7 protein-coding genes are annotated in these 12,152 nt (G+C 62.8%); 2 read left to right on the forward strand and 5 right to left on the reverse strand.

The window, feature by feature from the left end; all coding sequences use genetic code 11:
- Positions 1-132 precede the first annotated feature (132 nt).
- From ACKTSJ_RS09165 to ACKTSJ_RS09185, 5 genes are all read right to left on the reverse strand, one after another.
- A complete protein-coding gene (locus ACKTSJ_RS09165; protein WP_407899532.1) occupies positions 133-3,240 on the reverse strand; it encodes an efflux RND transporter permease subunit in 3,108 nt (1,035 codons plus the stop codon).
- 30 nt (positions 3,241-3,270) lie between these two features.
- On the reverse strand, positions 3,271-3,411 hold the full coding sequence (locus ACKTSJ_RS09170) for a hypothetical protein (RefSeq protein ID WP_407899534.1): 141 nt from the start codon (positions 3,409-3,411) through the stop codon (positions 3,271-3,273).
- Positions 3,412-3,420: 9 nt separating this feature from the next.
- Complete coding sequence (locus ACKTSJ_RS09175) at positions 3,421-4,347, reverse strand: efflux RND transporter periplasmic adaptor subunit (protein ID WP_407899536.1); 927 nt, start codon at positions 4,345-4,347, stop codon at positions 3,421-3,423.
- A 90-nt stretch (positions 4,348-4,437) separates the two neighbouring features.
- A complete protein-coding gene (locus tag ACKTSJ_RS09180; protein ID WP_407899538.1) occupies positions 4,438-5,142 on the reverse strand; it encodes a CerR family C-terminal domain-containing protein in 705 nt (234 codons plus the stop codon).
- An 85-nt stretch (positions 5,143-5,227) separates the two neighbouring features.
- Complete coding sequence (locus ACKTSJ_RS09185) at positions 5,228-6,154, reverse strand: LysR family transcriptional regulator (protein WP_407899540.1); 927 nt, start codon at positions 6,152-6,154, stop codon at positions 5,228-5,230.
- Between the two features lie 145 nt (positions 6,155-6,299).
- Here ACKTSJ_RS09185 and ACKTSJ_RS09190 point away from each other — a divergent pair, with 145 nt between their 5' ends.
- Both ACKTSJ_RS09190 and ACKTSJ_RS09195 read left to right on the forward strand, forming a co-directional pair.
- A complete protein-coding gene (locus tag ACKTSJ_RS09190) occupies positions 6,300-7,181 on the forward strand; it encodes a (Fe-S)-binding protein (protein WP_407899542.1) in 882 nt (293 codons plus the stop codon).
- Positions 7,182-7,207: 26 nt separating this feature from the next.
- Entirely contained in the window at positions 7,208-12,136 is a 4,929-nt protein-coding gene (locus tag ACKTSJ_RS09195; RefSeq protein ID WP_407899544.1) for a 2-oxoacid:acceptor oxidoreductase family protein, read from the forward strand.
- Positions 12,137-12,152: the final 16 nt, after the last annotated feature.

The raw sequence follows: 12,152 nt of genomic DNA on the forward strand, positions 1-12,152 counted from the left end.
CATTATCTCCACCTTGGCACCTAGATGCCGTCAGGTCCGCGAGGGGCTACCTCATTCTTACTTACTTACCTCGCTCCCCGTGGGGAGGGAGGCGTCCATCCCATCTCCTTTTATGCAGCCTGGGTTTTTCGTTCAATCGCGCGGGAGTATAGCAACAGCACCCCCCGCCCTCAACTTGCCGGGTACCTGGCGCAGTTTGCCGAAGGCGGCCCGCAACCATTCAATGCTGTCGTCCACATAGGTGAACACCACCGGAATGACCAGCAAGCTCAAGAAGGTCGAGGTAATCAGGCCGCCGATGACCACGATCGCCATCGGCGAGCGGAAACTGCCGTCGCCGGTGCCGAGATCAAGGGCGACCGGCAGCATGCCGGCGCCCATCGCCAGTGTGGTCATGACAATCGGCCGCACCCGTTTGCGGCAGGCGTCAAGCAGCGCCTCGGTGCGGTTCATGCCGCGCTCGCGGCGGGAGACGATGGCGTATTCCACCAGCAGGATCGAGTTCTTGGTCGCGATTCCCATCAGCATGATGATGCCGATCATCGATGGCATCGAGATCGCGCTGCGGCTGAGGAACAGGGCGAGGAAGGCGCCCGGGATCGACAGGACGAGCGCCCACAGGATGGTGGCCGGCTGCATGAAATCCTTGAACAGTAGCACCAGCACGATATAGATGCACAGCACGCCGGTGAACATCGCCAGACCGAAACTGGCGAACAGCTCCTGCATCGCCTTGGCGTCGCCGATGGGTGCCATCCCCACCCCGTCCGGCAGATTCTTGAGCGGGGACAGATTTTGCACCGCCGCCTGCACCTTGCCCATCGGCTGGCCGGCCAGCTCGATATCAAAGGTGATGTTGCGTTGGCGATCGTAGCGGTCGATCTGTGCCAGCCCGCTTTCCAGGGTCAGGGTGGCCACGTTGACCAGCGGCACCGGGCCGCGCGTACCGGGCACCATCAGGCGTTGCAGCAAGTCCAGGTCGCTCCGCGCATCGTCGCGCAGCTTGACGATGATCGGCAATTGCCGCTCCGGCAGATTGAGCTTGGCCAGCGCCTGATCGTAATCGCCGCTGGTTGCCACGCGCAAGGTGTCGGCAATTGCGCTTGAGGTGACGCCGAGATCGGCCGCGCGACCAAAATCGGGGCGCACCACCACTTCCGGGCGCAGGATGCTCGCGTTCGACACCACGTTGCCGATACCCGGAAGGGTGCGCAGCGCCTGCCCGACTTTCAGCGCCTGTTCGTTCAGCAACTCGCCATTCTCGCTGGTCAGCACCAACTGGTATTTGTCGGCCGCAGAACCGAGGCCGACCTTGACGCGCACGCCCGGCAACGCCCGCAACGCTTCGAGCAATTCGTCCTCGATCGGTTGTTTGCGCGGTCGTTCGCCGCGCTCCCTGAGCTGGACCGACAGGGTTGCCTTGCGCGCTTCTGCCGTACTTGCCGGCTCGAAGGCATTGCCGCCGGCCGCCCCGCCGCCGATGGCGGTATAGACCAGCGTCACGTGCGGATTCCGCATCACGATCGCGCGCGCCTGTTCCGCCAGCGCGTAGGTTTGTTCGAACTTGCTGCCCGGCGGCAGCGTCAGCGTGACCTGGGTCTGCGACTGGTTGTCCTTGGGCTGAAAGGCCGTCGGCAGGGTCGCGGCCAGAAAGAAGGAACCGAAAAAGAATGCGGCCGTGGCCAGCAGCGTGGCCTTGCGGTGATGCAGGCACCATTGCGCCCACTTCAGATAAATCGCGATCCAGCCCGGCGTGGCATGCTTGACGCGGGGGCGCAGGAAGTACGCGCACAGCATCGGCGTGAGCAGACGTGCCACCAGCAGCGAGAACAGTACCGCCACGGCCGCGGTCCAGCCGAACTGAACGAAAAAGCGCCCGGGGATGCCGTCCATGAATGCCGTCGGCAGAAAGACCGCAACCAGGGTGAAGGTCGTGGCAATCACGGCCATGCCGATCTCGTCTGCCGCTTCCATCGCCGCCTGATACGGAGTCTTGCCCATCTCCAGATGGCGCATGATGTTCTCGATCTCGACGATGGCATCATCCACCAGCACCCCGACCACCAATGACAGCGCAAGCAGCGTCACCAAGTTGATGGTGAACCCGAACGCGTACATCAGGGCGAAGGTCGGGATGATGGCGAGCGGCAGGGCGGTGGCGGCCACGATCGTGGCGCGCGTATTGCGCAGGAAAAAGACCACCACGATCACGGCCAGCAAGGCGCCCTCGAAGATCATCTCCATCGAGCCCTTGTAGGCTTGATAGACCGTATCGACCGTGTTGAACACAAGATTCGTGCGGATCTGGGGATGCGCCAATTTGAATTCGTCCAGCGCGGCCGCCACGCCGCGCGCCACCGCCACGTCGCTCGCGCCGAGGGAGCGCACGATCTCGAAACCGACCACCGGCTGGCCGTCGTGCAGCGCGGCCGAACGCCTTTCGGCGATGGTGTCGCGCACGTCGGCCACCTGGTCGAGGCGGATGCTGCGCCCGTCGCGCAGGGCAATTTCTATCTGCCCCAGTTGGGCTGCGGTCTGCACGGTCGCCACGGTACGCACGGATTGCTCCATGCTGCCCAGGTCGGTGCGCCCGCCCGGCGCTTCCTGTTGAATCTGGCGCAACTGGCTGGAAATTTCGGAGGCCGTCAGGTTGAGGGCCAGCAGCTTGACCGGATCGAGCTCGACCCGCACCTGCCGCGTCACGCCACCCACCCGGTTGACCGCGCCCACGCCCTTCACGCCGAGCAGATGTTTGGTCACATTGTTGTCCACGAACCAGGACAGCTCCTCCTCGCTCATGTCCGCGGCGGCAATGGTATAGGTCAGCAGGGGTTTGCCGCTCAACTCCACCTTGTTGATGATGGGTTCGAGCATCTCGCGCGGCAGGTCGCCGCGCACGCGCGCGACGGTCGAGCGCACATCTTCCAGCGCTTCGCGCGAATCGCGCTCCAGGCGGAATTCGGCCGAGATGACCGTGCTACCATTTTTGACCTGGGTATAGAGGTGTTTCAGCCCCTGCACACTGGCCAGCGCATTCTCGATCTTGCGCGCCACCTCGGTTTCCATCTGATCCGGGGAAGCGCCGGGCAACTGCGCCGTGACCGTGACCATCGGCAGATCGATGTCCGGGAAGAGCTGGATCTTCATGGCCTTGAAGGCCATCACGCCGAGGAAAGTCAGCAGGATGAAACCCAGCACGGCCGGGATGGGATTGCGGATGGACCAGGCGGAAACGTTCATGGTAGCTTCGTACAATTCATCGTGTTTGCCTCAAAAAAACTTCTGCCACAGATCAACACGGATGAACACCGATAAAAACGGCAGGTAATCCGTTTCATCGTGGCAGGCGAATAAACATCCGTGTCCATTTGTCTTCATCCGTGGCTCAATTGCTTTTTCGAGTTTGGCCAAATGGCCGCTTTATTCCTTCACCACCTGCACCACGTCACCTTCGGTCAGGAAGGGCCCGCCGGTCTCCACCACGCGCTCGGCGGGGTCGAGCCCCTGTCGAATCTCGACCCGGTCTCCCAGCCGCTGGCCGATCGCGACCGCGCGCTCGTGCACGCGCGAAGCCGCATCCACGACCAGCACATAGGTCATGCTGCCGCGCTGCATGACCGCAGTCTGCGGGAGCGAGCTCAATTTTCGTGTGCCGCCGCTCAAGTCGAACGTGCCGCGTGCGAATACGCCGGCGACGATGGCGTTGCTGTCGTCAAGGCGAACCAGGGCATGGCCGAAGCGGGTTTGCATTTCGACCTTGGGCGAGATGGCGCGCACCGTTCCCTGCACCGTTCGGCCCCCGCTCAAGGTGATCGAGGCGCGCATGCCGCGGCGCAGGCGCATCAGTTCTTCTGCCGTCAATTCGGCCTGCCATTCCAGCCGTCCCTGGCGGATCAGGCGGAACAGCTCTGTCCCGGTCTGCGGCATGGAACCGACATTCGCGCTGACCGAAGAGATGACGCCATCATCCGGAGCGACGATCCGCCCCTGCGGTACATCGCCGCCCGCCGGATGCAGCGCATTGTCCAGTGTCGCCAGAATCTCGCCGCGCCGCACCCGGTCGCCGATGCTGACTTTCACATCCGCGATGCGCACCCCCGGCAACTGCGCGCCGATGAGGGCTTCCTGCCACGGCACGATGCTGCCGTTGGCGGACAAGGTCTGCGCCCACTGCTCTGAGCGCATGGTCACCGTGCTGACGGTCAGGGCCGGCCGGCTGACTGCCGCCACCGCAGGCGCCGCCACGCTGTGTCGGTTCAGCAGCCAGAGCGTCGCGCCCGCAACGAGGGCTGCACCCAACAGGAGGCGAAGTCTGTGTTGTTTGAAAGCGATGAGCGATATTTTCATTCTGTTTTCCTTGTTGCGGGATAGCCGGGTCGCGCGCGGTGGCGCGGAGAACGCGAAACAATCAATCCTTCAGGGAGATCGGCATCAATGTCACGCACGGCGACGACGCTCCTGTTCGCCGGCGATCAGCACCTGCGCATACTCGACCAGCCGCGCCACCATGGCCTCGCGCGCCGGCACACCGTGCACCAGTTGCGGCGCAAGGGACTCCACGGCATTGCGCCCGCCATGGAAATAGACGGTGGCCAGTCCGGCGAGACAGAAACACAAGCGGTCCACCTCGGCATCGGCAGCCGTCAAGCCGAACTCGCGGCACAGCAGTGCCTGCATCTTTTCGTGATTGGCACGGTAAGCCTGCACCACTGCGTCGCCCAGCACTCCGCTCGGTTCCGCCTCTTCGCGTGCATGCAGGCGCATGAACTGGCGCAGCATCGGGTCTTCTTCTGCGCCAGGCGGGAACAGCCAGGTATAGAAAGCGAGCAAGCCTTCGCGCAGGTTCGCCCGCGCCAGATCGAGCGAGACGAAACCGTTGCATGCAGTGAGGAACGGCAGGCGGAACACTTCGCGGTAGAGCGCCGCCTTGTCGCCGAAGTGGTAGTGGATCGCCGCCAGATTCACTGCGGCACGGCGCGCGATCTCGCGCGTGGTCGCCGCGTGATAACCGGATTCGGCAAACACTTCGACCGCCGCCTGCAACAGGCGCCAGCGCGTCTCCTCCTGCGAGGCAGGCGGATGCCCGAGCAGGCGCTGCGCCATGTTGACGAAGGGGCAGACGGATTGTTGGTTGGGGTTCAAGCGCGCTCCGGCGGCAGATGAGGGACGCACCCTAATTCAGTCAATCGATTAAGTCAACTGACTTAATCGATTGACTCCCTGTTTGCTACGGGGCCACCCGATCCTGATACACCTCGATCAGCATCTCGACGAAGCGTTGTGCCTGCGGCGAGAGGAATTTGCCTTTGCGCAGCACCAGTCCGTAGTCGCGTTGCGGGAAATATTCCTTGAGCGGGATGCGCTCCAGTTTCTCGCAACCGTTGAGGCAGATGTCGGTCACGATGGAGATGCCCATGCCCATCTCCACATACTTCTTGATGACTTCCCATCCACCCGCTTCGAGTGTGACCCGGAATGACAGGTTGTGCTGCTGGAACACATACTTGACCATGCCCCAGGTGGAAAGGTGGCGCGGCGGCAGAATCAGGCCAAACTGGCTGATGTGTTCGAGTGTCACCTTTTTTATCTTGGCCAGAGGATGTCCGGGCGGCACGATCAACACCGGGTCGTACGTGACCACCGGCTGATAGGAGATGTCCTCCGGCACTTCCAGCATGGAGCCGACGGCAAAGTCGATCTCGTCCGCCTTGAGCATCTTCAGGCCGTCGCGCCCGGTCACGTTGAACAGGCGCAGGTGCACGCCGGGATACGCCTTGACGAAACGGCTGACTGCTTCCGGCAGGATATACAGAATGGTCGATTCACCCGCGCCGATGTTGAGTTCACCGGATTCCAGACGCCCGCTCTGGGACACAAAATTGGTGTGCAAATCGTCGATCCCGCGCACCAGCGGTTCGGCCAGACTGAACAGCGCCTCGCCGTCCGGGGTGAGTTTCAGCGTCGGTCCGTGGCGCTCGAACAGGGTGGTACTCAATTCCCGCTCCAGCGCCTGCACCTGCAGGGTGATCGACGGCTGACTGAGGAACAATTTCTGCGCCGCCAGCGTGACGCTGCCGCAGCGCACCACTTGGCAGAAAGCGCGCATCTGTTTGAGCCGGCTGTTCTTGTAGTAAGCCTGTTTGTCTGTTGGCATGCTGTCTTTCTCCCATCAATTTTCAATTCCAATAATGAAAATTGAAATTATTGATTCCCCAAAAGATTGTAACTTCAATAGTCTTGCCCCAACAAAAAAATAAGTTGAACGAGTCCCACACTCATCTCAACCGGGGAGAAGCTTCATGGAAACACTGCACAATATTGTATTGGCGGGCGCATTCATGGCGGCACTGGGCGGGCTATTGGCGCTGTTTCTGGCCATCGCCGGCAAGCGCCTGTATGTCTTTGAGGATTCCCGCATCAACGAAGTCGAGGACATGCTGCCGCATTCCAATTGCGGCGCGTGCGGCACCGCCGGCTGCCGCAACTTCGCCGAACAGGTCGTCGAGGGCAAGCTCGAACCCGCCCGCTGCACGGTCAATCAACCCGAACAGAATCAGTCCATCGCCGAAATGCTGGGCATCACCCTGGGCGATGTCGAAAAACGCGTGGCGCGGCTGGCTTGCGCCGGCGGCAGCCATGTCGCAAAGATCCGCGCCGAATATGTCGGTCACGCTTCCTGCCGTTCCGCCGCTATCGCTGGCGGCGGCGGCAAGGCCTGCGCCTGGGGCTGTCTCGGCATCGGCGACTGTGCCGAGGTGTGCGACTTCGATGCCATCGTCATGGACCCGCACGGCCTGCCGCAGGTGATTGCGGACAAGTGCACGGCCTGCGGCGACTGCGTCGATATCTGCCCGAAGCAATTGTTCTCGCTGCAACCGGTGTCGCGCCAACTGTGGCTGGCCTGCCGCAACGAGGCTGACCCGCTGGCCGCCGAAGCGGTGTGCGAGGTCGCCTGCACCGCCTGCGGCAAATGCGTGGTCGATGCCGCGCCCGGCTTGATCGCCCTCAAGAACAACCTTGCGGTGATCGACTATGACCTGAACGGACAGGCCGACCGTCACGCCATCGAGCGTTGCCCCACCGGCGCCATCGTCTGGCTCGAAGGCGAGCGCATCGCCAAGGGCCACGCCGCCAAAAAAATCATCCGCATCCAACCCCTGCCTGTCATGGCAGAAGCCTAGCCCGAATAAATCAAGGAGCCCTCGCCATGCTGAACAAGATCAAACAATTCAAGCTGCTCGACGCCCTCACCGGCGCCAAGCAGGAAACCGGGTTCAAATATCCCGGCGTACGCGATGCCATCGACGGAAACACTGCCGTGATCATGGTGGAGCGCGAAGCGTCCGACGGCGCCGGCGCCTACCCGATCACGCCCTCGACGCAGATGGGCGAATACTGGGCGGAAGCGGTCGCCGCCGGCCACGTCAACACCGCGGGCCGGCCGCTGATCTTCATCGAGCCGGAATCCGAGCACGCCGCCGCCGGCGTCACCGCCGGACTGTCGATGACCGGCTTGCGCGCGGTGAACTTCACATCCTCGCAGGGCATGGCCTTCATGCACGAATCGCTGTATGCCGCGGTCGGCAAGCGCCTGCCCTACGTGCTCAATCTCGGTTGCCGCGCCATCACCAAGAATTCGCTCAACGTGCATTGCGCGCACGACGATTATCACTGCGCCGACGACACCGGCTTCATCCAGGTGATGGCGAAGAATGCGCAGGAAGCCGCCGACCTGAACCTGATCGCGCGTAGGACCGCCGAGCTGGCGCTGACTCCGGCGATGGTGGCGCAGGACGGTTTCCTGACCACCCACCTGATCGAACCGGTGCTGGTGCCGGAGCGGGAACTGGTGAATGAATTCCTCGGCCATCCGGACGACCTCATCGCCACCCCCACCCCGGCGCAGCGCATCCTCTACGGCGACACCCGCCGCCGCGTGCCGCAATTGTGGGACGTGGACAATCCGGTGCAATCCGGGGTGGTGACCAATCAGGACGGCTACATGCAGGCGGTCGCGGCACAGCGCCCCTATTTTTTCCAGCACATCCCGGCGCTGATGGAACAGAGCATGGACGCGTTCTACCAGCTCACCGGACGCCGTTACCAGCGCGTGGGCCAATACCGCTGCGACGATGCCGACTATCTCATCGTCGGCCAGGGCAGCATGACGGTACAGGCGGCGGCGGTCGCCGACTGGCTGCGCGAGCAGCGCAAACTCAAGGTTGGCGTGGTCAACCTCACCCTGTTCCGCCCCTTCCCCGGCGATATGCTGGGCAAGATCCTCAAGGGCAAAAAAGGCGTGGCGGTGCTGGAGCGCACCGACCAGCCGCTGGCGGAAGACCTGCCGCTGATGCGTGAAGTGCGCGCCACCGTGACCAAGTGCATCGAGAACGGGCGCGACGATTCCTATCCCGAGTATGCCAGCTATGCCAACGCCAAAGACATGCCCTCGCTATATTCGGGCTGCTACGGTCTGGGTTCGCGCGACCTGCAACCGGAAGGGCTGATTGCGGCGGTGGAAAACATGCTGCCGGGCGCGGCACGCCGCAAGTTCTACTACCTGTCGGTGGATTTCGTGCGCGACGAGTCGGCCACCCCGAAACAGGAATTCCGCCAGCAGGAACTGCAGGCCGCCTATCCGCGCATCAAGGAGATGGCGCTGCGCGGCTCGGAGAATCCCAACCTGATGCCCAAGGGCGCCATCGCGGTGCGCATGCACTCGGTCGGCGGCTGGGGCGCGGTGACCACCGGCAAGAATCTGGCGATGACGCTGTTCGAACTGCTCGGCTGGGACATCAAGGCCAACCCGAAATACGGTTCGGAAAAGAAGGGACAGCCGACCACCTACTATTTGTCTGCCGCGCCGGAGCCGATCCGCATCAACTGCGAATACAAAGAAATTGATGTCGCGCTGTCGCCCGACCCGCAGGTCTTCCTGCACACCAACGCGGTGGCCGGTCTGAAAAAGAATGGCGTGTTCATCATCCAGAGCAACCTCGCCACCCCGGAAGCGGTGTGGGCGACCTTCCCGCTGCAAACACAAAAATACATCGTGGAAAACGCCATCCGGGTGTTCTATCTGGATGCGTTCAAGATCGCGCGCGAGGAATCTTCCAATCCCGACCTGCAACTGCGCATGCAAGGCAACGCTTTCCAGGGCGCGTTCTTCCATGCGTCCGACGTCAAGGACCGCGCCGGGCTGACCGACGAGAATCTGTTCACCGCGATCGAAAACCAGCTGGAAGCCAAGTTTGGCAAGAAGGGCAAGCGCATCGTCGAAGACAATCTGCGCGTAGTGCGCCGCGGCTTCGAAGAGATCTGCGAGATCCCGGCCGGCGCCAAGCAGGTCGGCCAACGCCAGCATCTGCCGGTGGCCGCAGCAGCCCTGCCGGCGATGCTCAAACGCATTCCGGAAGGCGCCGGCGGGATCACCGATATCCACCGTTTCTGGGAACAGACCGGCAGCTTCTACCTGAAGGGGCAGGGCTCCGACAATCTGGTCGACCCCTTCATGGGGCTGGCGCTGATCCCCGCCGTTACCGGCGTGTATCGCGACATGACGCAGATCCGTTTCGAGCATCCGGAATGGATCGCGGAGAACTGCACCGCCTGTGGCGCGTGCTACACCCAGTGTCCGGACAATGCGATTCCCGGCCTGGTCTCGACCACCGCCGACGTCCTCAATACCGCGATCCAGAAAATCGAGATCGGCGGTCGGCCGACGCGTTTCCTGCGCAAATTCAGCCGCGCCATCGACAAGCAGTTGCACGGCGCGCTGGAAAAAGACGGTCTCGATGTCCGCGCCCTGTTGAACCAGGCCATCACCGAGGCCTTCGCCGCCGACCCGACCCAGGGCGATGATCGCGGGCGGCTGGAAAAAGAGCTCGACCTGCTGCGCGAAACGCTGGGCGGGTTCAAGTTCGCCACCACCAAACCGTACTGGAACCAGAAGGAAAAGAAGCAGCCGGGCAGCGGCGGCCTGTTTTCCATCACCATCAACCCTTACACCTGCAAGGGCTGCGCCGTGTGCGTCGATGTGTGCGACGACAACGCGCTGCGCATGGTCACGCAAAGTGCAGACAGCGTGGCCACCTTGCGCCGCGACTGGGACTTCTGGCAGGACCTGCCGACCACGCCGGCGCAGTACAACCGCATCGACGACCTGAACGAAAAGATCGGCGCGCTGGATACGCTGTTGCTCGACAAGAACAACTACAACTCGATGTCCAGCGGCGACGGCGCGTGCCTCGGCTGCGGCGAGAAGACCGCGATCCATCTGTTCACCAGCACTGTCACCGCGCTGATGCAGCCGCGCACGCGGGCATTCGTGGCCAAGCTCGACGACCTGATCGAAAAACTGGAGAACCATCTGCGCATGAAACTGGCAGGCACCGTTCATCTGACCGATACGCAGGCGGTGCTCAAGGCGATGCAGGCCCACCGCGGCGAGGACCTGACCCTGGCCAATCTGTCCGCGTCGCTGGCGCAACAGGACGGAGGCGAACCCATTGACCCGGTCTGGCTCGGGCGCGTGACGCGCCTGCTGGAGAAGTTGAACGACCTGCGCTGGCGTTATGTCGAGGGCAAAAACCACAAGGGCCGCGCGCAGATGGGCATCGTCAATTCCACCGGCTGCACCTCGGTGTGGGCTTCGACTTTCCCCTTCAATCCCTATCCCTTCCCGTGGACTTCGCACCTGTTCCAGGATTCGCCCTCGGTCGCGATGGGCGTGTTCGAGGGGCACATGGCGACGATGGTGGACGGCTTCAAGGCAGTGCGCATGGCGGAGATCGAACTGACCGATGGTTATGATCCGGAACAGCACGATGCCTTCTTCACCCAGTTCAACTGGGAACAGTTGACCGAGGAAGAATGGCGCCTGTGCCCGCCGGTGGTGTCCGTGGGTGGCGACGGGGCGATGTATGACATCGGCTTCCAGAACCTGTCGCGCATGCTGATGTCCGGCATGCCGATCAAAGTCCTGGTGGTGGACACCCAGGTGTATTCGAACACCGGTGGCCAGGCCTGCACGTCCGGCTTCATCGGACAGGTGGCCGACATGTCGCCGTATGGCAAGAAAGACCATGGCAAGACCGAAATCCGCAAGGAGATCAGCCTGATCGGCATGACCCATCGCAGCGCCTTCGTGCTGCAGGGCAGCGTGGCGCACCCGACCCATCTGATCGAGGGCTATATCGACGGTCTCAACAGCCGCCGTCCGGCCCTGTTCAACATCTACGCCGTGTGCCCGCCGGAGCAGGGCGTGGGCGACGACATGCTGACCCACCAGAGCAAGCTTGCGGTGGAGTCGCGCGCCTATCCGCTGTTCCGCTACGACCCGGATGCCGGCGTGACCTTCTCCGAGTGCGCGACGCTGGAAGGCAACCCGTCGCTCGACCGCGACTGGATCGAATACACGCTGGAATATCTGGATGAGGCGGGCGCGGTACAGAAGATGGCGCTGCCGCTGACCTTTGCCGATTTCGCGCTGACCGAGGGCCGCTTCGCCAAGCAATTCAAGAAGGCGCCGCCGCAAACCTGGAATGACGACATGGTGCTGCTGGCCGACTTCCTCAAACTGCCCGCCGACGAACGCGAAGGCAAGTTCCCGTTCATCTGGGCGGTGGACAAGAAGCAGCGGCTGATGCGCGTGCTGACCTCGCAGGAAATGGTGAACGCCTGCATCGAGCGGCAGCAGTTCTGGCGGCAATTGCAGGATGTGGCCGGCCTGAATCGCCCGGCCGCCAACGAGGAGGAAGTGGCAACACGCGTGCGCAGCGAACTGCTGCAGCGCATCACGAGCAGCCTCGGCGGCGATTTCAGTCCGGCCGCCACGGCAACAGGCGCCGGTGGCAAGGCAAGCAGTAGCACCGCGCCCGCTGCCGCTTTCGATGCCGTGTGGATCGACACCCCGGAATGCACGACTTGCGACGAATGCACCGGCATCAACCCGAAGATCTTCGCCTACAACGCGCAGAACAAGGCCGTAGTCATCAATCCGACGGCGGGCACCTTCCTTGATGTGGTGAAGGCGGCGGAGAAATGTACCGCCGGCATCATCCATCCGGGCACGCCCTGGAACCCGAGCGAGCCGAATCTGGATAAACTCATGGCGCGGGCGGCGAAGTTCAACTAAACGGAATACGGCGACG

The sequence above is a fragment of the Ferrigenium sp. UT5 genome, assembly GCF_045866295.1.
Taxonomy (GTDB): Bacteria; Pseudomonadota; Gammaproteobacteria; order Burkholderiales; family Gallionellaceae; genus Sideroxyarcus.

What these genes read in the sequence shown, in the direction of transcription:
- ACKTSJ_RS09165 (WP_407899532.1), bottom strand. Translation starts at nt 3,240, where the DNA reads ATGAACGTTTCCGCCTGGTCCATCCGCAATCCCATCCCGGCCGTGCTG.
- ACKTSJ_RS09175 (WP_407899536.1), bottom strand. Translation starts at nt 4,347, where the DNA reads ATGAAAATATCGCTCATCGCTTTCAAACAACACAGACTTCGCCTCCTG.
- ACKTSJ_RS09185 (WP_407899540.1), bottom strand. Translation starts at nt 6,154, where the DNA reads ATGCCAACAGACAAACAGGCTTACTACAAGAACAGCCGGCTCAAACAG.
- ACKTSJ_RS09190 (WP_407899542.1), top strand. Translation starts at nt 6,300, where the DNA reads ATGGAAACACTGCACAATATTGTATTGGCGGGCGCATTCATGGCGGCA.
- ACKTSJ_RS09195 (WP_407899544.1), top strand. Translation starts at nt 7,208, where the DNA reads ATGCTGAACAAGATCAAACAATTCAAGCTGCTCGACGCCCTCACCGGC.